At 62.8% G+C, this 25321-nt stretch carries 23 protein-coding genes; 14 read left to right on the top strand and 9 right to left on the bottom strand.

Annotated elements, in window-relative coordinates:
* The first annotated feature begins 47 nt into the window (after window positions 1–47).
* The 12 genes from tmk (at window position 48) to ABCW43_RS18395 (ending at window position 12095) form a co-directional block, all read left to right on the top strand.
* Window positions 48–746, top strand: coding sequence for a dTMP kinase (gene tmk / locus ABCW43_RS18450; RefSeq protein ID WP_445738974.1), 699 nt, complete (start codon window positions 48–50; stop codon window positions 744–746).
* Window positions 743–1771, top strand: a complete 1029-nt coding sequence (locus ABCW43_RS18445) for a DNA polymerase III subunit delta' (protein WP_345927070.1) — start codon at window positions 743–745, stop codon at window positions 1769–1771. Before tmk ends, ABCW43_RS18445 begins: the two co-directional genes overlap by 4 nt.
* 118 nt (window positions 1772–1889) lie before the next feature.
* Complete coding sequence (gene metG / locus ABCW43_RS18440; protein ID WP_345927068.1) at window positions 1890–3443, top strand: methionine--tRNA ligase; 1554 nt, start codon at window positions 1890–1892, stop codon at window positions 3441–3443.
* Between the two features lie 10 nt (window positions 3444–3453).
* Window positions 3454–4236: a TatD family hydrolase gene (locus tag ABCW43_RS18435; RefSeq protein ID WP_345927066.1), complete on the top strand. Its 783-nt coding sequence runs from the start codon at window positions 3454–3456 to the stop codon at window positions 4234–4236.
* A 3-nt stretch (window positions 4237–4239) separates the two neighbouring features.
* Window positions 4240–5061 carry an MBL fold metallo-hydrolase gene (locus tag ABCW43_RS18430; protein WP_345927064.1) on the top strand — a complete coding sequence of 274 codons (822 nt, stop codon included), beginning with the start codon at window positions 4240–4242 and terminating at the stop codon, window positions 5059–5061.
* Window positions 5062–5328: 267 nt separating this feature from the next.
* Window positions 5329–5487 (top strand): hypothetical protein, encoded by a 159-nt coding sequence (locus tag ABCW43_RS18425; protein WP_345927062.1) that lies wholly within the window; start codon window positions 5329–5331, stop codon window positions 5485–5487.
* A 134-nt stretch (window positions 5488–5621) separates the two neighbouring features.
* Window positions 5622–6539 (top strand): DUF72 domain-containing protein, encoded by a 918-nt coding sequence (locus tag ABCW43_RS18420; RefSeq protein ID WP_345927060.1) that lies wholly within the window; start codon window positions 5622–5624, stop codon window positions 6537–6539.
* 119 nt (window positions 6540–6658) lie between these two features.
* Window positions 6659–8542, top strand: a complete 1884-nt coding sequence (locus ABCW43_RS18415) for a peptidylprolyl isomerase (protein WP_345927059.1) — start codon at window positions 6659–6661, stop codon at window positions 8540–8542.
* A 19-nt stretch (window positions 8543–8561) separates the two neighbouring features.
* Window positions 8562–9578, top strand: a complete 1017-nt coding sequence (gene trpD, locus ABCW43_RS18410) for an anthranilate phosphoribosyltransferase (RefSeq protein ID WP_345927057.1) — start codon at window positions 8562–8564, stop codon at window positions 9576–9578.
* Between the two features lie 4 nt (window positions 9579–9582).
* Entirely contained in the window at window positions 9583–10398 is an 816-nt protein-coding gene (gene trpC, locus ABCW43_RS18405; protein WP_345927055.1) for an indole-3-glycerol phosphate synthase TrpC, read from the top strand.
* On the top strand, window positions 10398–10877 hold the full coding sequence (gene moaC / locus ABCW43_RS18400) for a cyclic pyranopterin monophosphate synthase MoaC (RefSeq protein ID WP_345927053.1): 480 nt from the start codon (window positions 10398–10400) through the stop codon (window positions 10875–10877). The genes trpC and moaC overlap by 1 nt, the downstream gene beginning before the upstream one ends.
* 3 nt (window positions 10878–10880) lie before the next feature.
* Window positions 10881–12095 carry a molybdopterin molybdotransferase MoeA gene (locus ABCW43_RS18395; RefSeq protein ID WP_345927051.1) on the top strand — a complete coding sequence of 405 codons (1215 nt, stop codon included), beginning with the start codon at window positions 10881–10883 and terminating at the stop codon, window positions 12093–12095.
* A 60-nt stretch (window positions 12096–12155) separates the two neighbouring features.
* Here the strand turns inward: ABCW43_RS18395 and ABCW43_RS18390 are convergent, their stop codons facing one another.
* On the bottom strand, window positions 12156–12566 hold the full coding sequence (locus ABCW43_RS18390; protein WP_345927049.1) for a VOC family protein: 411 nt from the start codon (window positions 12564–12566) through the stop codon (window positions 12156–12158).
* Window positions 12567–12679: 113 nt separating this feature from the next.
* Window positions 12680–13822: a citrate synthase gene (locus tag ABCW43_RS18385; RefSeq protein ID WP_345927458.1), complete on the bottom strand. Its 1143-nt coding sequence runs from the start codon at window positions 13820–13822 to the stop codon at window positions 12680–12682.
* Between the two features lie 79 nt (window positions 13823–13901).
* On the opposite strand from ABCW43_RS18385, the gene ABCW43_RS18380 reads away from it, so the two are divergent.
* Window positions 13902–14993: a citrate synthase/methylcitrate synthase gene (locus ABCW43_RS18380; protein WP_345927047.1), complete on the top strand. Its 1092-nt coding sequence runs from the start codon at window positions 13902–13904 to the stop codon at window positions 14991–14993.
* A gap of 7 nt (window positions 14994–15000) precedes the next feature.
* Here the strand turns inward: ABCW43_RS18380 and ABCW43_RS18375 are convergent, their stop codons facing one another.
* The 5 genes from ABCW43_RS18375 to ABCW43_RS18355 form a co-directional block, all read right to left on the bottom strand.
* On the bottom strand, window positions 15001–15765 hold the full coding sequence (locus tag ABCW43_RS18375; RefSeq protein WP_345927045.1) for an SDR family oxidoreductase: 765 nt from the start codon (window positions 15763–15765) through the stop codon (window positions 15001–15003).
* Window positions 15766–15901: 136 nt separating this feature from the next.
* Window positions 15902–17530, bottom strand: coding sequence for a CTP synthase (gene pyrG, locus ABCW43_RS18370; RefSeq protein WP_345927043.1), 1629 nt, complete (start codon window positions 17528–17530; stop codon window positions 15902–15904).
* A 135-nt stretch (window positions 17531–17665) separates the two neighbouring features.
* A complete protein-coding gene (secG, locus tag ABCW43_RS18365) occupies window positions 17666–18127 on the bottom strand; it encodes a preprotein translocase subunit SecG (protein WP_345927042.1) in 462 nt (153 codons plus the stop codon).
* Window positions 18128–18222: 95 nt separating this feature from the next.
* A complete protein-coding gene (tpiA, locus tag ABCW43_RS18360) occupies window positions 18223–18993 on the bottom strand; it encodes a triose-phosphate isomerase (protein ID WP_345927040.1) in 771 nt (256 codons plus the stop codon).
* A 144-nt stretch (window positions 18994–19137) separates the two neighbouring features.
* Entirely contained in the window at window positions 19138–20022 is an 885-nt protein-coding gene (locus ABCW43_RS18355) for an alpha/beta hydrolase (RefSeq protein ID WP_345927039.1), read from the bottom strand.
* Between the two features lie 195 nt (window positions 20023–20217).
* On the opposite strand from ABCW43_RS18355, the gene parE reads away from it, so the two are divergent.
* On the top strand, window positions 20218–22269 hold the full coding sequence (gene parE, locus ABCW43_RS18350; protein WP_345927037.1) for a DNA topoisomerase IV subunit B: 2052 nt from the start codon (window positions 20218–20220) through the stop codon (window positions 22267–22269).
* 40 nt (window positions 22270–22309) lie between these two features.
* On the opposite strand, the gene ABCW43_RS18345 is transcribed toward parE, so the two are convergent.
* Both ABCW43_RS18345 and ABCW43_RS18340 read right to left on the bottom strand, forming a co-directional pair.
* Window positions 22310–22681: a DoxX family protein gene (locus ABCW43_RS18345; RefSeq protein WP_345927035.1), complete on the bottom strand. Its 372-nt coding sequence runs from the start codon at window positions 22679–22681 to the stop codon at window positions 22310–22312.
* A gap of 5 nt (window positions 22682–22686) precedes the next feature.
* On the bottom strand, window positions 22687–25236 hold the full coding sequence (locus ABCW43_RS18340; protein ID WP_345927033.1) for an HWE histidine kinase domain-containing protein: 2550 nt from the start codon (window positions 25234–25236) through the stop codon (window positions 22687–22689).
* Between the last annotated feature and the right edge of the window lie 85 nt (window positions 25237–25321).

Below are 25321 nucleotides of genomic sequence, written 5' to 3'. Positions count from 1 at the left end.
GACGATGTTTCGCAGCGCACCCATATGCGTTATAACCGAAGCCTGAAATGAGTGCGGAAAGACGCGTGGCAGAACATTCCGGATTGTTCGTAACTTTCGAAGGCGGCGAGGGGGCTGGCAAATCCACCCAGATTCGCCGGCTTGCTGATCAGCTGCGCCGCCGCGGCCATGATGTGCTGATGACCCGCGAGCCTGGAGGTTCGCCGGGGGCGGAGGCCGTGCGCCACGTTCTCCTTTCGGGCGCTGCGGAAGAGTTCGGCGTGCGGATGGAGGCGATCCTGTTTGCCGCGGCTCGCAACGACCATGTCGAGGAAGTCATCCGGCCGGCGCTCGAAAGCGGCGCCGTCGTGCTCTGCGACCGGTTTATCGATTCCTCGCGCGTCTACCAGGGCGTCACCGGCAATCTCGAACCTGACTATATCGAGGCCCTGCAGCGGGTGGCGATCAACGGTGTGGTGCCGGATTGCACCCTGATCCTCGACCTGCCCGCCAAAGTCGGGCTGAAACGCGCCCGCAAGCGTGGCGCCGACAGCGCGCCCGACCGCTTCGAGCGCGAGGAGATCGAGACCCACGAAAAACGTCGCGAGGCCTATCTCGAGATCGCCGAGGCGGAACCGGAACGCTGCCACGTGGTCGATGCCGAGCGCTCGGAAGACGAGATCGCCGAGGAGATTTTCGCGATCGTCGAGCCTTTGGTGCGCGAACTGAGCTTTACCCAGAAGAGCAGCGCGGAATCGGTCGGATGAGCGAGGAAACCGCCGGCATTCTGGAAGGCGCCGTGCCGCCGGCGCGCAATCCGCATCTTTATGGACATCAGGCCGCCGAGGAATTTCTTGCCCGCAGCTACCAGTCGGGGAAGGGCCATCACGCGATCCTGATCGAAGGGCCTGAAGGCATCGGCAAGGCGACGCTCGCCTTCCGTTTCGCCAATCACGTGCTTTCGCATCCGGATCCAGCGACGGCGCCCGATCATATCGCCGATCCCGATCTCAATTCGTCCGTCAGCCGGCAGATCGCCTCCGGCGCCTCGCATAACCTCCTGCACCTCGCCCGCCCGGTGGATGAAAAGACCGGCAAGACGAAAACGGCGATCACGGTCGACGAGGTGCGCAGGGCCGGGCATTTCTTCTCCCAGACTTCTGGCACCGGCAATTGGCGGATCGTCATCATCGATCCCGCCGACGACCTCAACCGCAATGCGGCAAACGCTATCCTGAAGATCCTCGAGGAGCCGCCTCGGCGGGCGCTTTTCCTGGTCCTCTCCCATGCCCCGGGAAAACTGCTGCCGACGATCCGTTCACGGTGCCAGTCGCTGCGGCTGTCTCCACTCGGTGACCAGGATCTTTCGAAAGCGCTTGCAGGCCTCGGCATGTCGCTCGACGGCGGCAAGACGCAAGAGATGGTGCTCGGCATGTCCAAGGGCAGCGTTTCCCAGGCGCTGAAACTCCTGAACTATGGCGGCACCGAGATCATTTCCGCCTTCGACGAGGTGGTTGCGGCCGACGGTCCCACGGCCCGCAAGGCGATGCACCGGTTGGCGGATGTCCTGTCCGGCAAGGACAGCGAGGTGATCTTCGGCTTTTTCCTGGAGCATTTGAGCGATCACCTGATCGACAAAGCGCGCAATGCCGCCCTTGCCGGCGATCTTCCGACGGCGGACCGGCAGGCGAAACTCGTCAGCGACATGAACGAGAAGATCACCATCGCACAGGCCTATAATCTCGACCGCAAGCAGACAATCCTGTCGATCCTCGATGCTGCGCGGCGCTGATCCAAAGGGCAGGGGCGAACCGCATAAGGAACTTTGTGTTTCGCATCCGCGAAACATGCGCTAAGAGCGCATGATCCAAATCCAAGTGCCCCAAATCCCAAGTGCACGAGTGCCCCTGATGTCCGACAAGACGCCCTATTACATCACCACCGCGATTTCCTACCCGAACGGCAAGCCGCATATCGGCCATGCCTACGAGTTGATCGCCACGGATGCCATGGCGCGCTTCCAGCGCCTCGACGGCAAGGATGTTTTCTTCCTGACTGGCACGGACGAGCATGGCCAGAAGATGCAGCAGACGGCGCGCGCCGAAGGCATTTCGCCGGAAGCGCTTGCCGAGCGCAATTCCGGCGAATTCCGGGCGATGGGCAAGCTGCTCAACGCGTCCAACGACGATTTCATCCGCACCACCGAGCCGCGCCATCACGAAGCCTCCAGGAACATCTGGAACCGCATGGCCGACAACGGCGACATCTACAAGGACACCTATGCCGGCTGGTATTCGGTACGTGACGAGGCGTTTTATGCCGAGGACGAGACGTCAGTGCGCGATGGCGTCCGCTACGGACCGCAGGGTACGCCTGTGGAGTGGGTGGAGGAGTCCAGCTACTTCTTCAAGCTCTCCGAATACGGCGACAGGCTGCTGAAACACTACGAGGAAAACCCGGATTTCATCGGCCCCAACGAGCGCCGCAACGAGGTGATCTCCTTCGTGAAATCCGGCTTGCGGGACCTGTCGGTATCACGCACGACCTTCGACTGGGGTATCAAGGTACCGAACGATCCGGCGCACGTCATGTATGTCTGGGTCGATGCGCTGACCAATTACATCACCGCAACGGGCTATATGGAAGACCCGAACGGCCCGCGCGCCAGGTATTGGCCGGCGGATGTGCATGTCATCGGCAAGGACATCATCCGCTTCCACGCGGTCTACTGGCCGGCCTTCCTGATGTCGGCCAAGCTGCCGTTGCCGAAGCGCGTCTTTGCCCACGGCTTCGTGCTGAATGCCGGCGAGAAAATGTCGAAGTCGGTCGGCAATGTCGTCGATCCGTTCGAGCTTCTGGAGAAGTTCGGGCTCGACTACCTGCGCTATTATCTCTGCCGCGAGATTTCCTTCGGCCAGGACGGCAATTGCAACGAACAGCTGATTGCCACCCGCGTCAATGCGGATCTGGCCAATGGCATCGGCAACCTTGCCAGCCGCTCGCTGTCGATGATCGTCAAGAATTGCGACGGCCATGTTCCGGAACCGGGCGAGCTCACCGACGCCGACAAGGAACTGCTTGCGGCTGCCGACGGGCTGATCGCCGTCTGCCGCGATGAGATGGACAAACAGCTCATCAACCGGGCTCTGGCGGCCATCATCGGCATCGTTTCCGAGACGGACCGTTACTTCGCGGCGCAGGCGCCGTGGGTGCTGAAAAAGACCGATCCGGCCCGCATGGGTACCGTGCTCTACGTGACGGCGGAGGTCGTACGCCAGATCGCCATTCTATTGCAGCCGTTTATGCCGGACTCGTCGGCAAAGCTGCTCGACCTGGTGGCCTCTCCGGCCGATAAACGGGATTTCGCGGCACTCGGCGAGGCTGGCCGCCTGAGGCCCGGCACGCCGCTCGAAGCGCCAGCGCCGGTTTTCCCGCGTTATGTCGCGCCGGAAGCGACCATATAAGGCCTTATCCATGCTGATCGATACCCATTGCCACCTGGATTTTGCCGATTTCGCCGCGGAGCGTGACGCGATCGTGTCGCGCGCCCATGAGGCGGGCGTCCGCCAGATGGTGACGATTTCGACGCGGGTGCGAAAACTCGACGGGCTGCTGGCACTCACCGAGCAATATCCCTCGGTCTTCTGCTCGGTCGGCACCCATCCGAACAATGCCGGCGAAGAGCTGGACATCCAGACTGAAGACCTGGTGCGGCTCGCCAATGCGCATGAAAAGATCGTCGCGATCGGCGAGGCCGGGCTCGACTATTTCTACGACACGCAGACGCCAGCCGACCAGAAGACCGGGCTGATCCGCCATATTGCCGCCGCCCGCGAAACCGGGTTGCCGCTCGTCATCCACAGCCGCAGCGCTGACGAGGACATGGCCGAGATACTGACGGCGGAAAGCGGGAAGGGGACCTTCCCTTTCATCCTGCACTGCTTCTCGTCCGGCGCCGAACTTGCCCGCATCGGCGTCGAGCTCGGCGGATATGTCTCTTTCTCAGGAATTCTGACATTTCCGAAATCGGAAGACCTTCGCGCGATCGCCAGAACCGTGCCGCTCGACCGACTGCTGGTCGAGACCGACGCGCCGTATCTGGCGCCAAAACGCTGGCGTGGCAAGCGTAACGAGCCGTCCTACGTGGTCAATACGGCCGAGGTGCTTGCCGAGTGCATGGGCGTCAGCTACGAGGAAATCGTCAGGATCACCACGGAGAACGCGTTCCGCATCTTCTCCAAGATGCCGAGGCTGTGACCTGTGGCGAGGTATCGGCGGCGCTTCACCATTCTTGGCTGCTCATCGTCGCCGGGCGTGCCGCGGCTGAATGGCGACTGGGGCGCCTGCGATCCGAATAACCCGAGGAACCGCCGCACCCGTGCCGCCTTCATGGTCGAGCAGATCGCGCCCGATGGCGGCAGCACCGTGGTGGTGATCGATACCGGCCCGGACTTTCGCGAACAGATGATCGCCGCCAATGTGCAGCGGGTCGATGCGGTTCTCTACACTCACGCCCATGCGGATCATCTGCACGGCATCGACGACCTGCGCGGCTATTTCATCCTGCAGCACCATCGTATCCCGATCCATGCCGATCCGTTCACCATGGACCGGATCCGCCAGGGGTTCGGCTACTGCCTGGAAACGCCGCCCGGCGGCAACTACCCGCCGATCGTCCGACCGTTCCTGATCGAGACCATGGACGAGCCGATCGTCATAGACGGGCCGGGAGGTCCGATCCGGTTCCTGCCGCATCTGCAGGTGCATGGCGACATCCATTCGCTGGGTTTCAGGATCGGCGACGTGGCCTATTGCAGCGACGTCAGCGATTTTCCGCCCGAAAGCGTATCGAGGCTCGGCGGGCTCGATGTCCTGATCATCGACACGTTGCAGTACAGATACCATCCGAGCCATCTGTCGCTCGAACAGGCGCTCGAATGGATCGGGAGATTTGCGCCGAAGCACGCGGTTCTGACGCATATGCATCTTCCGCTCGACTACGATACGGTGTTGGCGGAAACGCCGCCGCATGTCGAACCGGCCTATGACGGCCTCACGTTCGAAGTCACCGTCGATCTCTGATCTTCGGCGGGCTCGTCGATACAATCCCTTATTTCCTAGGCTTCTGGCATATGGATTGGTTCCATAATCTATCTTATGCGATATCTGTATGTAGCCGCAAAGTTAAAGTGTCCTGTTTCTGCAAAGTTGGAACGTTACCGACTGACGCCCGTTCCCTCTCGCTGAGGCTTCCTAGTCGGCGTGCCTCTTTGTCAAGCTCGGCGCAAGCGAGCGTCTCTAACGTCGGCCTCATCCGGAATGATTCCGGTTCAGACTGAGGACAATGATATGTCGAACGAAGCCAATACCCACGAGCCGTCCGAACAGTCGCTCGCGCTGTTTCTTCAGGACAACGACGCCGACAAGCTGACCGATATCCTGGTCGAGGCGCTTTACGAAGCCTTCCGCATTCTGGAAGACGAAGTCCGTCCCGAGACACTTCACTAAATCTTCCGTTTGGAAGCAGATCGTCGGCTTCGGTTTCATTGCGCTCGGAGCCTTCTTCATCTTCGAAATAGAGCTGATGCCGGGAACCACCGCACCAAAATTGTGTTCGGGCCACCATGACGTCAGGTGGTGCGATGAAGAAGAAGTCGGGCGATATCCGGATCGGCATTTCGGGCTGGACCTACAAGCCCTGGCGCGGCGTGTTTTATCCCGAGGGCCTGCCGCAGAAGCAGGAGCTGACCTATGCCGCCGAGCATTTCCGGTCGATCGAGATCAACGGCACCTTCTACGGGCTTCAACGGCCGGAAAGCTTTGCTGCCTGGTATGAAGCGACACCCGACGACTTCGTCTTCGCGATCAAGGGATCGCGTTACATCACCCATATGCGCCGCCTCACCGACATCGAAACGCCGCTCGCCAATTTCCTGGCGTCCGGCGTCCTGCGCCTCGGCAGGAAGCTGGGACCGGTTCTCTGGCAGTTTCCCCCGCGGATGAAATTTTCAACCGAACGTTTCGAGCCGTTTCTGAAGCTGCTGCCGAAGACCACGGGAGATGCCGCCGAACTCGCCGGCCGGCACGATTCGCGTCTCGACGGACGCGATTACGCCGAGACGGATGCGGATCGGCCGATCCGCCACGCGCTGGAAATCCGCCACGACAGTTTTCGCTCGCAGGAATTTATCGATCTGCTGCGTCACTATAAGGTTGGCCTGGTCGTTGCCGATACGGTCGAATGGCCGCTCCTGATGGATCTCACCGCCGATTTCGTCTATTGCCGCCTGCATGGCTCGGAACAGCTTTATGTCAGCGGATACGATGACAAGGCGCTTGACCGCTGGGCGCAGCTGATCGGTCAATGGGTGAAGGGCCGCGATCCCAAGAACGCCGAACGCGTCGGGCCACCCTCCCCGCCGCGTGCGCATGGCCGGGATGTCTATGTCTACTTCGACAACGATGTGAAAGTGCGCGCGCCGCGGGATGCGCAGGCCCTCGCCGACCGGCTTGACGCGGGCCCGATTTCGTCGATTGTGAAGACCGCCAGACGCGCCTGAACGGGAGGTTTTCGCTTTTCCGTCGGCATGCCTTCATTTCTATCTCGGTTTGATTTAGAGACAGTCCTTCAATCCGCCTTTTCCGGGCGGCAGGAACTGTTCGCAAGGTATGTCGATCGATGCTTGATTCCCTCAGAAACGCCGCCCGCTCCTGGGTTGCCAAGTCGCTTCTCCTGCTTCTGGTTGCCTCGTTTGCCATCTGGGGTGCTTCTCAATCGTTGGTCACGACCGGCAGCAACACGGTGATGACCGTCGGGGACCAGCAGATTTCGAGCCAGGAATTCCGCCTCGCCTACCAGCGGCAGATCGCAAATCTCAGCCGCCAGTTCGGCACGCAGCTGACGGCCGAGCAGGCCAGCGCCTTCGGCATCCAGAACGAGGTCTTCACGCAGCTCGCAGCCGGCGCCGCACTCGATCAGCTTTCCGACGACATGAACCTCGGCCTTTCGGAAGACCGTCTCGCCAACCTGATCGCCGAGGACCCGGCCTTCAAGGGCGTCAACGGCCAGTTCGACCGCAACCTCTTCACCTCCCGTCTGCGCAATGCCGGCATCCGCGAAGACGATTATATCAAGGAGCGCAGCAAGGTCGCTGTGCGCAGCCAGATCGTCGAGGCGGTTTCGGACGGCTTCCAGCCGCCGAAAGTGCTGGTCAATGCCTTGAAGAGCTATCGCGACGAAACCCGCACGATCGACTATGTCCTGCTGTCCAACGCCAATATCGATCCGGTGAAGGCGCCGGCAAACGATGTGCTCGCTGCCTGGTTCGAGGGCGTGAAGACCCGTTACCGCGCACCTGAATACCGCACCTTTACGTATGTGAAGCTGCAGCCGGGCGATATCGCCGACGCGTCTTCGATCACCGACGAAGCAGCGCGCGCCGATTATGACAAGCGCAAGGACAGCTTCAAGACCCACGAAACGCGCAGGATCGAGCAACTCCCCTTCCCCAACAAGGAAATGGCGCAGGCTGCCGCAACGCAGCTGAAGGACGGTACCGCCACTTTCGACCAGATCATCAAGGATCAGGGCAAGACGGCGACGGATGTTCTGCTTGGCGACTTCACGAGGGAGAACGTGCCCGATCCGGCCTTTGCCGATCCGGCCTTCAAGGTCAGCGCAAGTGGCGGCACGACCCCGGTCATCGACGGCACCTTCGGTCCGGTGATCCTGCGCATCACCAATATCCGCCCGGAGACGACGCGTTCGTTCGACGAGGTCAAGGAAGACATTCGCAAGCGGCTTGCCGTGTCTTCCGCGTCCCAGGAAGTCCTGAGCGTTCACGACCGTTTCGAGGATATGCGCAGCGGCGGCACCTCGCTCGAGGACACTGCCAAGGCGCTCAATCTCAAGGCCGTCACCGTGACGTCCGATGCCTCCGGTCGCGACGAGAAGGAGCAACGCATCACCGAACTGCCCGCTTCCACAGCGCTGCTTGGCGATGTTTTCCGCACCGAGCCGGGCGCCGACACCATCCCGGTCAACCTCGGCAATGACGGTTATGTCTGGTTCGAGGTGCGCAATATCGTGCCCGAGCGCGACCGCCCGCTCGCCGATGTGCGTGACAAGGCCGTTGCCGACTGGACTGCCGAACAGCAACGCAAGGCGCTTGCCGCCCGCGCGACCGAGCTCAAGGCCCGCCTCGACAAGGGCGAGACGCTGGCAGCGATTGCCACCGAGCTTGGCGTCGCGGTCGAGAACAAGCAGGGCCTGCGACGTGGCGCCGAAGATGCGATCTTCGGCAATGAGGCGATTACGGCGGCTTTTTCCGGGCCGGTCAACACCACGGCGACCGCCCTCGGATCCGACAGTGAAAGCCGCCTTCTGATGAAGGTGGCTGCCGTCGACCAGGCGGCGACGGATGCGCTGTCCGGCGACCCGCAGCTGCAGCAGATGGCGAATGCTGCGGGTGACGACATGCTCGATCAGATGGTCAACAGTCTGAAGGACAGCTACGGCGTGTCCGTCAACCAGACCGTCGTCGATCAGGCCATGCTCCAGTAAACCAGAGGGACGGCCGACCATGCCTGAGCTGAAACCCCTGCTTGCCAAGGTTGCCAATGGCGAGAGCCTCACTCACGAAGAGGCGCGCGGCGCGTTCGACATCCTGATGTCCGGCGAGGCGACGCCGTCGCAGATCGGCGGCTTCCTGATGGCGCTGCGCGTGCGTGGCGAGACGGTTGCCGAGATCACCGGCGCGGTCGAAACCATGCGGTCGAAGATGCTGCCGGTCTCCGGCCCCGCCGATGCAATCGATATCGTCGGTACCGGTGGTGATGGCCTGGGTACCTACAACATCTCCACGTTGGCGTCCCTGATCGTCGCCGGCTGTCGCGTGCCGGTCGCCAAGCATGGCAACCGGGCGCTGAGCTCGAAATCGGGTACGGCCGACACGCTGTCGGTTCTGGGCGTCAATCTGGAGATCGGTCCGGATCTGATCTCCCGCTGCATCAAGGAAGCCAGTATCGGCTTCATGTTCGCCTCCATGCATCACGCGGCCATGCGTCATGTCGGGCCGAGCCGTGTCGAGCTCGGCACGAGGACGATCTTCAACCTGCTCGGCCCGCTTTCCAACCCGGCCGGCGCCAAACGCCAGCTTCTTGGCGTCTTCGCGCCGAAATGGCTTGGCCCGATCGCCGAGGTCCTGCGCGACCTAGGTTCGGAGACGGTCTGGGTCGTGCATGGCGACGGCATGGACGAAATCACCACCACGGGCATTACCCAGGTGACGGCGCTGGAAGACGGCAAGATCCGCTCCTTCGAGCTGACACCGATGGATTTCGGGGTGCAGCCTGCAACGCTCGACGAGCTCAAGGGCGGCGATGGCGTTCATAACGCCGCCGCATTGCGCGCCGTGCTCGGCGGTGCCAAGAATGCCTATCGCGATATTTCGCTCTGCAATGCGGCTGCCGCGCTGGTGGTTGCCGGCAACGCGGAGACGATCGCCGACGGCATGCGGCTTGCCACCCGTTCGCTGGATGGCGGCGAAGCGGCTGCGGCGCTCGACCGTCTGGTTGCCGTCTCCAATGACAAGGATTGAGGTCATGACGGATATCCTCAAGAAGATCGAAGCCTATAAGCGCGAGGAAATTGCCGCTGCCAAGGCGAGCGTGCCGCTTGCCGAACTGACGGCCCGCGCCGCGGACCAGCCCTCCCCGCGCGGCTTTCATCGGGCGCTGAAGGCCAGGCAGGATAGCGGTGCCTTCGGCCTGATCGCCGAGATCAAGAAGGCAAGTCCTTCCAAGGGCCTTATCCGCCCGGATTTCGATCCCCCGTCGCTTGCCGCCGCTTACGAAGCCGGCGGCGCCACCTGCCTCTCCGTTCTCACCGACGGGCCGAGCTTCCAGGGCGCGCCCGAATTCCTGACCGCTGCCCGCAACGCCTGCTCGCTGCCGGCGCTGCGCAAGGATTTCATGTTCGACACCTACCAGATCCACGAGGCCCGCGCCTGGGGCGCCGATTGCATCCTGCTGATCATGGCCTCGCTTTCCGACGACGAGGCGCGAGAGCTTTATGACGTCGCCGCCGAGCTCGGCATGGACGCGCTGATCGAGGTGCATGACGAAGAGGAGACGGAGCGGGCGCTGAAACTCCCCTCGCCGCTGATCGGCATCAACAACCGCAATCTGCGCACGTTCGAGCTCAACCTCGAAACGAGCGAGCGGCTCGCCCCGATGGTGCCTGCCGGCCGGCTGCTCGTCGGCGAAAGCGGGATATTCACCCATGAGGACTGCCAGCGCTTGCGTAAGGTCGGCATCAACACCTTCCTCGTCGGCGAAAGCCTGATGCGCAAGGATGACGTGGCCGCCGCGACGCGTCTTCTGCTGACCGGCCAGGCTACGGCCCAGGCGGCGGAATAATGGCCGGCCTCACCCATATCGGCGCTTCCGGCGAGGCGCATATGGTCGATGTCGGCGACAAGGCCGAGACCAGCCGCTCGGCGACCGCCGAAGGTTACGTCCGCATGCTGCCCGAGACGCTGGCACTGATCCGCCAGGGCAATGCCAAGAAGGGCGACGTGATCGGCACGGCGCGTCTGGCCGGCATCATGGCCGCCAAGAAGACGTCCGATCTCATCCCGCTCTGCCACCCGCTGATGCTGACCAAGGTGGTCGTGGACATTGCCGAGGACGAGGCCCTTCCAGGGCTGCGGGTGACCGCCACTGCCAAGCTGACCGGCAAGACCGGTGTCGAGATGGAAGCGCTGACCGCCGCCTCGGTCGCCTGCCTGACCATCTACGACATGGCGAAGGCGGTCGACAGGGCCATGGAGATCGGCGGCATCCGCCTTCTCGAAAAGACCGGCGGCAAATCCGGAACCTACCGCGCAGAGGATTGAGAAATGGCATTACTGCCGGTTTCCGAAGCGAAAAACCGCCTGCTCGTCAAGGCTTGCCCGATCGGCACGGTGGAGACGGTCGCTCTTGGCGAAGCAAACGGCCGAGTGCTTGCGACGGACCTCGTTGCCCGCCTCACCCAGCCTCCCTTCGACGCGTCTGCCATGGATGGCTATGCGCTCAAGGCTTCCGACGCGCCGGTGATCGGGACCGAACTGTCGGTGATCGGCAGTGCCGCTGCCGGGCACGCCTTTGAGGGCACGGTTGGCAAGGGCGAGACGGTACGTATCTTCACCGGTGCACCCCTGCCGGAGGGGGCGGATTCAGTCCTTATTCAGGAGGATGCCGAGAAGCTCGAAGGCGACCGCATCCGCACCCGGTTCGAAGTCATCAAGGGGAGGCATGTGCGCCCCCGCGGCCAGGACTTCGTCGAAGGCGAGACGGTGCTCCCCGCCGGCACGCTGCTCGACTTCTCGCATCTGACGGTCGCGGCGGCCATGAACCACCCGGAGCTTTCCGTCTATCGCCGCCCGCGCGTCGCGATCCTTGCGACCGGAGATGAGCTTGTCCCGCCCGGCGCCACGCCCGGACAAGCGCAGATTATTGCCTCCAACACCTTCGGCGTTTGCGCCCTGGTGCGCGACAATGGCGGCCAAGTCCTCGATCTCGGCATCGTCCGCGACCGGCCCGAGGATATCACCGCAGCCATCGACAAGGCCCGTGGCGCCGAGGTCGACGTGCTGGTGACACTCGGCGGCGCCTCGGTCGGTGATCATGACCTTGTACAATCGACGCTGAAAGCCGCCGGCATGGAGCTGGATTTCTGGCGCATCGCCATGCGGCCGGGCAAGCCGCTGATGGTCGGCGCGCTCGGCGACATGCATGTCCTCGGCCTGCCCGGCAATCCGGTGGCGAGCCTGGTTACCAGCCTGCTCTTCCTCGAACCACTGATCCGCAGGCTCGCGCATCTGCCGGAAAAGCGCAGGGAGGTGCAGGGCGTCGCGGCAAGCACACTGGCCGCCAACGACCAGCGCCAGGATTATCTGCGCGCCAGGCTGGCGCGGGATAGCGACGGCAATCTCATGGCCGAGGCCTTCGGGAAGCAGGATTCATCGATGATGAAGATTTTTGCTCATTCCGATGGCCTCATCATCCGCCCGGCGCACGCGCCGGAGCTACCGGCCGGCGCCCCTTGCCCGATCCTGCTGATCCGCCCTTGACCTGATCCGATCGGTCCGGCGGCCCGGTCTCTATCCGCACCCAGAACGGCCACGACGATCCTATTCCTCGTCCTGCTCCTGCCCGCGCTCGATCAGCACCCAGACATGACCGGCCGGATCGAAGATGGAGGCGACCTGGCGGCCGTTCAGGTCCGTCTGGATCCTGTCGCGCATCATGCCGCCGAATTCAAACGCCGCATCGACGACGCTTTCGACATCCGGCACCGTCAGTTGAAAGATCGTGCTGACGGCGCCGTCGTTTTTCGGATGGTAAGGTCCTTGATAGGAAGGAGCGGCTTCCCTTTCCGGATCGGATCCGCAGACGACGATGCCAATCGGTCCAAGCTGCAGCTCGATCATCGTCAGCCGCAACATTTCATAGGAGTTCGTTTCCGTGGCGCCGAAGACGTTCTTGTAGAACTCGGCCGTGTCGCGTTCGCGACCCTGTGCCACGAACAGGCTCAAACTCAAGCTGAAATCGCTACCCAACATCGTCCATGCTCACCCGTGATTCCCTTGCAGGATAAAGGAGTTATTGTGGTGGTGTCATGTCAACCTTGGAGGCCGCCGTTCTTTAAAGGACACTATGCACCGGATTCGCTACCGGTGCCGGCATAACGCGCCCGTGGGCGGATCAGGTGTCCGCTTTCGACCTGCTCCATGGCATGCGCCAGCCAGCCGGTGGTGCGCGAAAGCGCGAAGATGACAAGCGGCGCGTCTTCGGGAAGCTCGAAAGTCGCCGCAAGCGATGCCAGTGCGAAATCGATGTTGATCGGCTCCCCGAGCAGTTCCTCCCCCGCTTCGGCAAGCGAGACATAGAGCGGCGGGGCTTCGAAACTCGCCATCAACGCCCGTGCCCGTGGATCGCCATGCGGATAGAGCCTGTGGCCGAAGGGCCTGACCGCGCCTTCCGAGGACAGCATGCTGCGGATCGCCTCGCGCACGCCAACCGACGCCACCTTTTCCGCGAGCAGCGGGACGCTGGTCCAGGCGCCGCCATGCCGCGGACCTGTGAGCGTGGCAAGACCGGAAAGCGCCGCAGCGGAGAGTGCCGCGCCCGACGACGCCGTCACGCGCGCTGCAAAGGCGGAAACGTTGAGTTCATGTTCGGCCGCCAGCACCAGCGCCCTGCGGATCGGTTCGGCCGCATCGAGACGCTGCCACCCGAGAGCCAGCCGTTCATGCAGGGGCAGCGGTTCTGGCCAAGGCGCAAGCGCCGTGGCGACAGTCGAGAGCACGTCCCCCGCTTCGGCGCGCAGGATGAAGGGTTTTCGCCGCAGCGCCGGCAGGTCGCTCATCACCCGGGTCGCAAGCCCGGCAAAGGCCGCAGCCATGCGGGTGGAGCCGCTCTGCCCTGCCCTGCCCGCCGTGACCTGAACGTCTTCCGTATCCCAGAGAAGCGATGCGACCTGTTCCAGCGTGGCATGTTCGCACAGCTCGACGGCATCGCGCCCGCGATAGAAAAGCCGCCCGTTGGAAATCGTCGAGATTGTCGTCGGCAGGACTGGATCGCCCCAGCGGATCGCGTCCGCTGCCACCGCCGCCGACTGTCGCCGCCCGGCATGCCGTTCAGAGAGGCGCTTGACGTCGTCTGCCTGATAGAGGCTGCGGCGGGGATCGGCAGGATCCGGCTTGGCGCGGATGCGGCCGCGGCTGACATTGGCATAAAGCGTCTGCGGTTTGGTCCCGAGGCGGGAGAGCGCTTCTTCCGCGGTGATCCAGAGCATGTTCATATTGATCGATTGCATCAAGATTGACGTCAACAAGACTAGGCCGGATCATCAGGTTCGTAAAGGAGAAACACCCATGAAAAACAACGGACTTGAAGATGTCATCGCCGCCGAGACCCGGCTTTCGGACGTGGACGGAGATGCGGGTCGCCTCGTCATTCGCGGCGTATCGCTCGACCTGCTCGTCGAGCGCGCCACCTATGAAGACGCTGCTGCATTGCTGCTGAATGGCTTTCTGGAAACTCCCGTCACCGCGGCTGATCTCAAGGCTCGCCTCGGCCAAGCCCGCGCCGAGGTTTTTACCCATATGCGCGCCGCCGATGCCGCGCTGCTGAGCCTGCCGCCCGTCGATGCCATGCGCGCCCTGATCGCGCGGCTGCCCGACGGCGAGGATTTCGCAACTGCCCTTCGTCTGCTCGCCGCGCCCGCCGTCTTCCTGCCGGCCGTGCTGCGGCTCCAGAAGGGAGAGATACCGGTTGCGCCCAGCCAGTCGCTCTGCCAGTCCGCCGATATCCTCGCCATGCTGAATGCCAGCCTGCCGACGCGCGAACAGGTCGCAGCGCTCGACGCCTATCTGGTGACGATCTCGGATCACGGTCTCAACGCCTCGACCTTCGCCTCGCGCGTCGTCTCCTCGACCGGCGCCGGCCTCACCTCATCGGTGCTGGCTGCCATCAGCGCACTCAAGGGACCGTTGCATGGCGGGGCGCCGGGACCGGTACTCGACATGCTGGATGCGATCGGCAGCGAGGACAACGCCAAGACCTGGCTCGGCCAGGCGCTCGATCGCCGCGAACGGCTGATGGGCTTCGGCCACCGCATATACCGCGTCCGCGACCCCCGCGCCGATGCGCTGAAAGGTGCATTGCGGCCCTTGGTCGTGACCGGACAGGTGGACCGCGACCGCATCCGGCTCGCCGAAGCCGTCGAGCAGGCGGCGCTCGTCATTCTCAAGGAGCGCAAGCCGGACCGGCCGCTGGACGTCAACGTCGAATTCTACACGGCCCTGCTGCTCGATGCGCTGAAATTTCCGCGGGCTGCCTTCACCGGCGTCTTTGCGATCGGCCGCACGGTCGGCTGGATCGCCCATGCCCGCGAACAGGCCCTGGAAGGCCGGCTGATCCGGCCCCGCTCGGTCTATGTCGGCCCCCTGCCCCAGGCGGCGTAACCGGCGATCACATCTGGATGGACATGCCGCCGTCGACGGTCAGCACATGGCCGTTGACGAAAGAGCCGGCGTCGCTTGCCAGGAACAGCGCGGCACCGGCGATCTCCTCGGGCCGGCCCCACCGCTGCAGCGGCACGCGCTGGCGCATGAATGCGATCATGTCGGGGTCCGCGGAAATCCCCGCATTGGTCTCGGTGGCGAACATGCCAGGCGCAATCGCATTGCTGGTGACGCCGAACGGGCCGTATTCGGCCGCAAGGCTTCGCACCAGGCCCGTCAGTCCCTGTTTGGCGACGGGATAGATGGCATCGCCCGAACGGGCCATGTTGCCGATGATCGACGTGACCGAGATGAGACGGCCATGGCCCTGAGCCTTCATGATCTCAGCTGCATTGCGGGCTAGCGCAATTGCCGAGAGCAGGTCGGTCTGGATCAGGTTCAGGATTTCGGCATCGCTGAACGCGGCAAACGGACGCCGGTCGCGGGCACCGACATTGTTGATCAGGATATCCAGCCGGCCATGGTCTGCGTGGAGTTTCGCGATCGCCTCGCGCCCGGCATCAAGATCCGCGACGTCGAAGGCGGCCGCGCTCGCCTTGCCGCCCGCGATGGAAGCCACGGCCTGTTCCAGCATGTCGCCGGAGCGGCCGCTGAGCACGACATGCGCGCCGGCCTCTGCCAAAGCCTTTGCCATCTGCAGGCCAAGCCCGCGGCCGCTGCCCGTGACGAGCGCTACGCGTCCATTGAGAGAAAATCTGTCGAAAATGGCCATACCGCACCGCTGAAATAAAAAGAGCAATTCCGGTGAGCATAGGGGATGTCGCAGCACTGCCGCCAGAGCGAAAAAGAGGATGTCTGCGCCTGATAGCAAAAAGGCAGGATGCGGGATCCTGCCTTTTCGGATTTCCTCAAACGAGGCGGCTTTGTTCCAGCGCCGCTTCGACGAAGCTCGCAAACAGCGGATGCGGATCGAGCGGTCGGCTTTTCAGCTCCGGATGGTACTGTACGCCGATGAACCACGGATGGTCCGGGTATTCGATCGTTTCCGGCAGGACGCCGTCCGGCGACATGCCGGAGAACACCAGGCCGCAATTTTCCAGCCGGTCCTTGTAGTCGATATTCACCTCGTAACGGTGACGATGCCGTTCGGAAATATCGGTCGAGCCGTAGATCTCGGCGATCTTGGTGTCCTTCTTGAGCGCCGCCTTGTAGGCGCCTAGCCGCATCGTGCCGCCGAGGTCGCCGGCCGCCGAGCGAATTTCAAGCTCGTTGCCCTTCACCCATTCGGTCATCAGGCCGACAACCGGCTCCTTGGCGGGGCCGAACTCCGTCGACGACGCCTTCTCGATGCCGGCCAGGTTACGGGCAGCCTCGATGACCGCCATCTGCATGCCGAAGCAGATGCCGAAATACGGCACCTTGCGTTCGCGCGCGAAACGGGCCGCATTGATCTTGCCCTGCGAACCGCGCTCGCCGAAGCCACCAGGTACCAGGATACCGTGAACCTTCTCGAGCCACGGCGCCGGATCCTCCTTCTCGAAGATCTCCGATTCGATCCACTCGAGGTTGACCTTGACGTGGTTGGCGATCCCGCCGTGGTGCAGCGCCTCGATCAGCGACTTGTAGGCGTCCTTGAGGCCCGTATATTTGCCGACGATCGCGATCGTCACTTCGCCTTCCGGTGTGCGGATACGGTTGCAGACCTCTTCCCAGGCTTCCAGACGGGGCTTCGGAGCCGGCTCGATGCCGAAGGCGGCGAGCACCTCGTTGTCGAGGCCTTCCTTGTGATAGGCCATCGGCACGTCGTAGATATTGGCGACGTCAAGCGCCTGGATCACGGCGGAGGCCCGCACGTTGCAGAACAACGAAAGCTTGCGGCGTTCGGCCTCGGGAATTTCGCGGTCGGCGCGCACCAGCAGGATATCCGGTGCGATCCCCATCGCCTGCAATTCCTTGACGGAATGCTGGGTCGGCTTGGTCTTGAGTTCGCCGGCCGCCGGAATGAACGGCATCAGCGTCAGGTGGACATAAATCGCGGTGCCGCGCGGCAGGTCGTTGCCGAGCTGGCGGATCGCTTCCATGAACGGCATCGCCTCGATGTCGCCGACAGTACCGCCGATCTCGCAGATGACGAAATCGTAGTCGTCATTGCCCTCGGTGACGAAATCCTTGATCTCGTTGGTGACGTGCGGGATCACCTGGACGGTCGCGCCGAGATAGTCGCCGCGGCGTTCCTTGTCGATGATATTCTTGTAGATGCGACCCGTGGTGATGTTGTCGGTCTTGGTCGCCGAACGCCCCGTGAAGCGCTCGTAGTGACCGAGATCGAGGTCGGTTTCCGCCCCGTCATCGGTGACAAAAACCTCGCCGTGCTGCGTCGGGCTCATCGTGCCCGGGTCGACGTTGAGATAAGGATCGAGCTTCCTCAGCCGAACCCGGTAACCTCGTGCTTGTAACAAAGCTCCGAGTGCCGCGGCCGCAATTCCTTTTCCGAGGGAAGAAACCACGCCGCCAGTTATGAATACATATCGCGCCATGGGATTCACCGGATACCTTTTCATTGGTGATTCCGCCAGCCCAAATCGTCTGCTTTATAAAAACGGCTGTGGAATCTTCACAAAATAAAACCGGCAGGCTTTTGGCCTGCCGGAGCTTGAAACGTCGACCGCGCCTTATTGACCGGTCGGAACACCCGTCGGTGCAGCCGGAGCGGCAGGCGCCGAACCGGTCGCGGGGGCTGCAGGTGCAGGCGCAGCGCCCGTTGCCGGGGCCGCAGGCGCGGATGAGCCGGAGCCGGATGGAACGCCGTTGCCTGCCGGAGCGGGCGCAGTTGCCGGGCCTAGCTGATCGAGAATGCCGCCGCCCGTGCCCTGCTGGCTCTGTGGGATGCGGTTCAGGATGTCGCTCGGACGAGATTCGTACCGGGCGAGGATGCCAAGTGCCAGCGAAGTGATGAAGAACAGCGTTGCCAGAATGGCGGTCGTGCGGGTCAGCGCGTTGGCGGTGCCGCGTGCCGACATGAAGCCGGAGCCGCCGCCGATGCCGAGCCCGCCGCCTTCGGAGCGCTGGATCAGCACGACGCCGACGAGCGCCAGCACGATCATGAGATGAATGACGATCAGAACGGTCTGCATGAATTAAAGATCCCTGCCCCTCGACGAGGCAATAGAAGAAGATTGGCGGCTCTTTACATGAGGCTCGCGCGCATTCCAAGCCCTTATCAAGAGCTTTAGGCCGTCAGTTCCTCATAGACCCGATAGATGGCGAGAAAGTCCGCGGCTTTCAAGCTCGCGCCGCCGATCAGTGCGCCGTCGACATTTTCGACAGCCATCAGCTCCCGGGCATTGCCCGGCTTGACCGAACCGCCATAGAGAATGCGCATCTGCCTGCCTTCGTCGCCGAACCGCTGGATGAGTTCTGCCCGCATGAAGGCATGGGCGATCTCGATATCCTTGGCGGTCGGCGTCAGTCCGGTACCGATCGCCCAGATCGGTTCATAGGCGACGACGGTGTTGTCAGCGTTTGCCGACAGGGGCAGCGAGCCGAAAATCTGGCGCTTCAGGATATCGAGGGTCTGGTAGGCGTCGCGTTCGTCCCCGGTTTCGCCGATGCAGACGATCGCGGTCAGGCCGGCCGCATAGGCAGCTTCCGCTTTTGCGCGGACCAGATGATCGGTCTCCGCGTGGTCGGACCGGCGCTCTGAATGTCCGACGATCACATAGGTGCCGAAACAGTCGGCGATCATCTCCGCGGAAATATCGCCCGTATGGGCGCCGCTGAGGTTCTGGTGGCAATCCTGGCCGCCGATCTCCAGCGGGCTGTCGGTCGCCAGGGCGGTTGCGACATAGAGCAGCGTTGCCGGCGGGCAGATCAGCGTATCGACCTTTTCCGACAACGGTCCCACCACGCCGTCGGCAATCGTCTTGATTTCGGTCAGGAACTCGCGGGTGCCGTTCATCTTCCAGTTTCCGGCAACGAGCGGGCGCACATCAGGCGTCATCGGCAAATATTTCCTCTCCGTTCGGTTCCGACCAGCAAAACCGAGGCCTCCGTCTATTCGGGAAACTGTTTTTAGACATATCCTGCGTGAATTGGTATGCAAAAGACAGGTTTTGGTTCAGGACCTTGGTTAATGACCGGCCTTTCAGGGGCTGGTCAGCAGAAAATTCAGGACCTTCCTCCAATCGACCATCCGGATCGGCGTGCCGTGGCTGCCGGTCGCGAACAGCGTGAACCGGGTCGGATAGCGTGTGGCCTTCAGCTTGCGATAGATCGCTTCCTGATCCTCGGACCTGTAGACGCTGTCGCTGCCGCCATGCGCGAAATAGATGGGCAACCTGCGCTTTGCCAGGGCCGATTTCGGCAGTTCCGGGTCCGGCGGGCCGCCGAGCAGCGCCATGCCCTTGAGATACCCCACCGCCTGTTTGTCGCGGCTGATGCCCTGGCAGATGAACCCGCCCATCGACGCGCAGGCGAGGATCACTGGCCGCCCGGACGACTGGTCGGAGGCGTAGCGGATCAGCGCCGCGATATCGGCGACCCCCTTGTCGTCAAATGAAGTGACGCTCGGCGAATAATAGATGCCGCCATTGCCGGCGGCCAGGTTCTTCAGCCGGTTGAAATTGCCGCCGAACGTATAGTCGTTAACGCCGAGCCGGCGGTCGCCGCCACGACCGTGAATGAAGATCACCGTAAAGGCGGCACCCTGCGCCTGTCCCACCCTGGTGACATCGAGCTGGCGCCCGGCAAGGTTCAGCGTCTCGTTCTGCTGGTCGCGCCTGACGCCCAGGGAAACATACTCGTCCTTGACGCGTCGTTCCGGCTCGCGGTCGCGGCCGTTGATATCGCGCATTTCCTGGTAGTCAATTACCTCATTGGCGCCGCCATCCGAGGATTGCAGCACCGTCATCCGGGAAAAAAGTTCGTCCTTGAAGGGTTTTATCGGCCCTTCCTGCGCTTGCGCCGAAGCTGGCGCAAGCGCTGCCAGGACAGCAAGAACCGTGCCGAGAACGAAATGAACTGTGGACATGCTTGGTTTCATCAGGTTCCCTCAGCCTCGCAAGCTTGCCATGGCCCGATCGGCGCAGCATTGGTGAAAAACGACCGTTTCCATGCGGCATCGCGAAAAAGCCGGGTTTCTGGCAGAATCGCGAGTGATTCGAAACAGCACGAGATGGGTATGGCTTCCTCTTCCGCACCCCGACAGGTAGTACCGACGCAGCCAATGGATGACAATAACGACCTTTTTGCCGATCTGCCGGTGACAGCCAAGGCGGTCGCCGTCGAACCCGCGCCCGCCCTCAAGGCAGAGCCCTCGACGCCGCGCCCGGCGCCGACGACCCTGTCCGGCGACGACTACGGCGCCTCCTCGATCCGCGTGCTCGAGGGCTTGGAACCGGTGCGCATGCGTCCCGGCATGTATATCGGCGGCACCGACGAGAAGGCGATGCACCACCTCTTCGCCGAAGTCATCGACAATTCGATGGACGAGGCGGTTGCCGGCCATGCAGACTTCATCGACGTGCATCTCGATGCCGAGGGTTTCCTGACGGTTACCGACAACGGCCGCGGCATCCCGGTCGAGAATCACCCCCAGGTTCCGGGCAAGTCGACGCTCGAAGTCATCATGACCAAGCTGCATGCGGGCGGTAAGTTCGACGGCAAGGCCTATGAGACATCCGGTGGTCTGCACGGCGTCGGCGTTTCCGTCGTCAACGCGCTGTCCGATCTTCTCGAAGTCGAAGTCGCCCGCAATCGCAAACTCTACCGCCAGCGCTTTTCGCGCGGCGTGCCGCAGGGTGGCCTGGAAGAACTCGGCGACGTCCACAACCGCCGCGGCACCAGGGTGCGCTTCCATCCCGACCCGCAGATTTTCGGCGACCACGCGAAATTCGATGCCGGCCGCATCTTCCGCATGGCGCGCTCCAAGGCCTATCTGTTCGGCGGTGTTGAAATCCGCTGGAGCTGCGATCCGGGCATGGTTCCCGCCGGCGGCGACATCCCGGAAAAGGCGGTCTTCCACTTCCCCGGTGGCCTGAAGGATTATCTTTCCGCGACACTCGGCAAGGATTTCACGGTTACCCGCGAAATCTTCGCCGGCCGCACCGAAAAGACCGGCGGCCACGGCGCCATGGAATGGGCGATCACCTGGTATGGTGGCGATCCGGAACTGCATTCCTATTGCAACACCATCCCGACGCCCGAAGGCGGCACGCATGAGGCGGGTCTGCGCATCGCGCTCACCAAGGGCCTCAAGAACTATGCGGACCTGACCCAGAACAAGCGCGCGAAGGAAATCACCACCGATGACGTGATGATCTCGGCGGTCGGCATGCTCTCGGTCTTTATCCGCGAGCCGGAATTCGTCGGCCAGACCAAGGACAAGCTGGCGACCGTCGAAGCCCAGCGCATCGTCGAGAACATCCTGCGCGATCCGTTCGACCACTATCTCGCCGGCAATCCGGCCGAAGCCGCAAAGCTCCTCGAATGGGTGATCGAACGCGCCGAAGAGCGCCTGCGACGCCGCAAGGAAAAGGAAGTCAATCGCAAGACGGCGGTGCGCAAGCTTCGCCTGCCCGGCAAGCTCGCCGACTGCTCGCAGAACACCGCCGAGGGTGCCGAACTCTTCATCGTCGAAGGGGACTCGGCAGGTGGCTCCGCCAAGCAGGGCCGCAACCGCGCCAACCAGGCCATCCTGCCCTTGCGTGGAAAAATCCTCAACGTCGGCAGCGCCAGCCGTGAAAAGCTGTCCGCCAACCAGCAGATCGCCGATCTCATCCAGGCGCTCGGTTGCGGCACGCGCACCAAATACCGCGAGGAAGATCTGCGCTACGAGCGCATCATCATCATGACCGATGCGGACGTCGACGGCGCCCATATCGCCTCGCTGCTGATCACCTTCTTCTATCAGGAGATGCCGGAACTCATCCGCGGCAACCATCTCTACCTGGCGGTGCCGCCGCTCTACGTGCTGCGCCAGGGCGGCAAGACAATGTACGCCCGCGACGACGCCCACCGGGCGGAGCTGATGGAAACGGTGTTCAAGGGCAAGAAGGTCGAGATCGGCCGCTTTAAAGGCCTTGGGGAAATGATGGCGGCACAGCTGAAGGAAACCACGATGGATCCCGCCCATCGCACGCTGCTGCGCGTTTCGATCGACGACGTGGATTTCGAAGGTACCCGCGAGGCCGTCGACAACCTGATGGGCACCAAGGCGGATGCCCGCTTCCGCTTCATCCAGGAACGCGCGGCGTTTGCCGAAAACCTCGATATCTGAGCCGGATTTCCGGCTCGGATATTCTCAGAGGCTCATATTTTCAAAAATCTTGGGCGGCCACGATCAGCAGGCCGCCTACCACGCCGATATTGGCGATCCAGCCATTGATCGCGCCGTCCCGGGCAAAGCCGTTCTTGTTCCAGAAATCGAGCATGATCCACGAGGCGGCCAGCGTGAAAACGGCAAGCCAGAGGGCGGCCCAGCTGACATAAAAGCCGAGGATCAGCATCAGGCCGGCAAGCGCCTCAAAGATGCTGCCGGCGATCAGAACGTCTCTTGGACGCGGTATCCCGCGCGCCGCCATCGGCGCGGTCACCGCGGGGAGGATGAATAAATGCCGGACGCCGGCCACCACGAAAATGCCCCCGATGAGCAGGCGTCCGAAGGCCATCAGGAATTCCGCCGTGGCCATGAAAATCAGCTCCGTTCGCCGAGCACTTTGGCAACGGCGCCGATCAATGCCGCCGCCTCATACGGCTTGAGTACGACAGGCGCCGAAAAACTTGCCGGGATGATCGACTTGTCGCTGTAGCCGGTCGCGAAAATGAAGGGAATGCCCCGGCGGATCAGTTCCTCGGCGATCGGCAGCGATGTGCCGGAGCCGAGATTGACGTCGAGGATCGCGACATCGAACGTGAGTTCCTTGAGCTTGCGGAAAGCGTCGGCAACCGAGGGCGTCGTCGTCACCTTGTCGATGCCATGCTCGGCAAGCATCGCTTCCACGTCCGCGGCAATCAGCATCTGGTCCTCCACCAGCAGAAATTCGAGGTCCTGAAGCCGCGGCGTGGCTTTGTCCTGGCCAGCGGCGCTGCTGCGCTCCTCGACTTCGGCTTCCGCCAACTCGTCATCGCCGTGGATGTGTTTCGACGGCACCAGGAAGCGCGCCGTCACCCCTTCGGGCGGATACTCGATCTTCGCCTCGCCCTCCAGCTCATAAGGCACGCTGCGGGTGATCAGGACGCTGCCGAAACCGGCTCGTGACGGGAAGATTACCGGTGGCCCGCCATTTTCGGTCCAGACGAGTTCGCAATCGTTGTTGGCAAGCCGTCGCCACTCGACGTCCAGCCGTCCGCCGTTGACGGAGAGCGAACCGTATTTTGCCGCATTGGTCGACATCTCGTGCAATACCAGCGCCATCACAGAAAAGGCGCGGCTGTCGAGCCAGATGCGCGGCCCCTTGAGTGTGACGCTGCGCGTTCCCTCCCTATAGGGCTTCAGCTCCGCTTCCAGAAGATCGGACAGCACGCCGCCGTCGCCACCGCGCACGACCTGGTCATGAGCAAAGGCAAGCGCCTGGATGCGTCCCTTGAGCGAGCCGATATAGTCCTTGAGGCTGACGTCGGTATCAACTGAATGCCCGATCAGCGCCTTGATCACCGCAAGGATGTTCTTGACCCGGTGGTTGAGTTCCTCGTTCAGCATCCGCTGGCGCACGTCCGCCTTGCCGCGTTCGTCAGCCAGCAGCTCGTTGTGATGGAGGACCACCTCGACAAGCACGGCACGGATGGCGTCGGCGATCTCGCGGTCGCCATCGGTCCAGGGCGGGGCCTGCCGATGCACCATCTCCTTCCAGACGGCGAAACTCTTGCGGGGCGTCAGCCGGTCTCCGAGCGGCCCCGTCTCGTAAGTTTTTTCAGGATTGCCCGCCCAGTCGAGCGTCTGCACCATCTCCCGGCGGAAGAAGAACAGGTAGTCGCGCGGTCGCTGCGAGAGCGGGATAGCCAGCACGCCACAGATCGTGTCCGGAGAAATGGGCAGCCCCGGCAGATCCACCGAAAGCTGGAAGCTGGACCAGGTCCTGCCGCCTGCGGCACCGCCAACCAATTCCGCGAGCTCTGCTATCAGGCTCTGCGGCGGCACTGCCCCTTCTCCGGTCCATGCGCCGTCGACCAGCAGACCGACGCCGTCGCAGGCCAGCATCTGGCTGAATTCACCAAGCGAATTGCACAGCAGCCCGGTAATGTTCGGATGGTGGGAGGCTGCCTGCAGGAAGCGGTCGAGCGACCGTCGCGCCTGGCCCGCGGTCTCCATGAGCTGCCGTTGCTTCAAGGCGCTCAGATGCAGCGAGAAGAACTCCCCAAAGGTCTCCGCTGCCACCCGCTGCGGCATCGAGAGCACTTTCGGAGAATAGTGGTGGCAGGCGATCAGGCCCCAGAGCTCGTCGTCTACCACGACCGAAATCGACATCGAAGCGGCGACGCCCATGTTGCGCAGATATTCGCAATGGACGGGCGAAACGCTGCGCAGGTGCGCGAAGGACAGATCGAGCGCCTCGCCTGCCTCGTCGGTTTCCGGCACGATCGGGATGCGCGGATTGCTGGCGTCGGAAATCACCCGCACCGTGTTCTTGACGTAAAGCGCACGGGCCTGTTTCGGGATGTCGCCCGCCGGAAAATACTGGCCCTTGAAGCTTTCGAGGTCGCGCCTCTTGTATTCGCTGACGACTTTTCCGGCACCGTCCTCCTCGAAACGATAGATCATCACCCGATCGTAGCCGAGCATGGCATAGATCAGCCGCGCCGAGCTTTCGATCAGCCGGTCGAGGCTGGCGACGTTGCGGATGCGGCTGATCAGCATGCGCGCCACTTCGAGCGGCTGGTCGGAATCGGTCGATGCCGGCTCGAACTCCAGGATCACCTTGGATTCGAAACGATGGATCGAAACGTCGAAAGCTGCCCCCGATGCAAACCTGAGGCCATGCCGAAGCGCCGGCCTCGCCGGGTTGTCGGAGGTGGCGAGCGCATTGCGCAATGCGTGGGCCGCCTCCCCGCCGACGATCTCCTCCAGCCGCCGGCCGTTGATGTCTCCCGTGATCGAAAGCATGTCCGCCACATTGGCGGAGTGTTGCACGATCTCTGCGCCAGCGGCGTCGCAGGCGATAAGGCATCCATGAGGTTGAATGCTGCCGGGGATATGGATCGGCTCTCGGTCGCAATTGCTAAGGTCGACCGCATCCCTGTGAGGCATGTTACAAGTCCCTGAAGACAGTCCGGCCAATACAATGGGGACAGCAGACGCTTCGGCATCCTTAAGGTTAGGAAAACGTCGTCAA

It is taken from the genome of Neorhizobium tunisiense, from assembly GCF_039631515.1.
Classification (GTDB): domain Bacteria; phylum Pseudomonadota; class Alphaproteobacteria; order Rhizobiales; family Rhizobiaceae; genus Neorhizobium.
This window is presented reverse-complemented; position numbering and strand designations above follow the sequence as displayed.

Excerpts from the sequence above, each read along its gene's own strand:
- tmk (WP_445738974.1), top strand. The coding sequence starts at position 48 with ATGAGTGCGGAAAGACGCGTGGCAGAACATTCCGGATTGTTCGTAACT.
- ABCW43_RS18445 (WP_345927070.1), top strand. The coding sequence starts at position 743 with ATGAGCGAGGAAACCGCCGGCATTCTGGAAGGCGCCGTGCCGCCGGCG.
- metG (WP_345927068.1), top strand. The coding sequence starts at position 1,890 with ATGTCCGACAAGACGCCCTATTACATCACCACCGCGATTTCCTACCCG.
- ABCW43_RS18435 (WP_345927066.1), top strand. The coding sequence starts at position 3,454 with ATGCTGATCGATACCCATTGCCACCTGGATTTTGCCGATTTCGCCGCG.
- ABCW43_RS18425 (WP_345927062.1), top strand. The coding sequence starts at position 5,329 with ATGTCGAACGAAGCCAATACCCACGAGCCGTCCGAACAGTCGCTCGCG.
- ABCW43_RS18420 (WP_345927060.1), top strand. The coding sequence starts at position 5,622 with ATGAAGAAGAAGTCGGGCGATATCCGGATCGGCATTTCGGGCTGGACC.
- ABCW43_RS18415 (WP_345927059.1), top strand. The coding sequence starts at position 6,659 with ATGCTTGATTCCCTCAGAAACGCCGCCCGCTCCTGGGTTGCCAAGTCG.
- trpD (WP_345927057.1), top strand. The coding sequence starts at position 8,562 with ATGCCTGAGCTGAAACCCCTGCTTGCCAAGGTTGCCAATGGCGAGAGC.
- trpC (WP_345927055.1), top strand. The coding sequence starts at position 9,583 with ATGACGGATATCCTCAAGAAGATCGAAGCCTATAAGCGCGAGGAAATT.
- moaC (WP_345927053.1), top strand. The coding sequence starts at position 10,398 with ATGGCCGGCCTCACCCATATCGGCGCTTCCGGCGAGGCGCATATGGTC.
- ABCW43_RS18395 (WP_345927051.1), top strand. The coding sequence starts at position 10,881 with ATGGCATTACTGCCGGTTTCCGAAGCGAAAAACCGCCTGCTCGTCAAG.
- ABCW43_RS18385 (WP_345927458.1), bottom strand. The coding sequence starts at position 13,822 with ATGCTCTGGATCACCGCGGAAGAAGCGCTCTCCCGCCTCGGGACCAAA.
- ABCW43_RS18380 (WP_345927047.1), top strand. The coding sequence starts at position 13,902 with ATGAAAAACAACGGACTTGAAGATGTCATCGCCGCCGAGACCCGGCTT.
- ABCW43_RS18375 (WP_345927045.1), bottom strand. The coding sequence starts at position 15,765 with ATGGCCATTTTCGACAGATTTTCTCTCAATGGACGCGTAGCGCTCGTC.
- pyrG (WP_345927043.1), bottom strand. The coding sequence starts at position 17,530 with ATGGCGCGATATGTATTCATAACTGGCGGCGTGGTTTCTTCCCTCGGA.
- secG (WP_345927042.1), bottom strand. The coding sequence starts at position 18,127 with ATGCAGACCGTTCTGATCGTCATTCATCTCATGATCGTGCTGGCGCTC.
- tpiA (WP_345927040.1), bottom strand. The coding sequence starts at position 18,993 with ATGACGCCTGATGTGCGCCCGCTCGTTGCCGGAAACTGGAAGATGAAC.
- ABCW43_RS18355 (WP_345927039.1), bottom strand. The coding sequence starts at position 20,022 with ATGTCCACAGTTCATTTCGTTCTCGGCACGGTTCTTGCTGTCCTGGCA.
- parE (WP_345927037.1), top strand. The coding sequence starts at position 20,218 with ATGGATGACAATAACGACCTTTTTGCCGATCTGCCGGTGACAGCCAAG.
- ABCW43_RS18345 (WP_345927035.1), bottom strand. The coding sequence starts at position 22,681 with ATGGCCACGGCGGAATTCCTGATGGCCTTCGGACGCCTGCTCATCGGG.
- ABCW43_RS18340 (WP_345927033.1), bottom strand. The coding sequence starts at position 25,236 with ATGCCTCACAGGGATGCGGTCGACCTTAGCAATTGCGACCGAGAGCCG.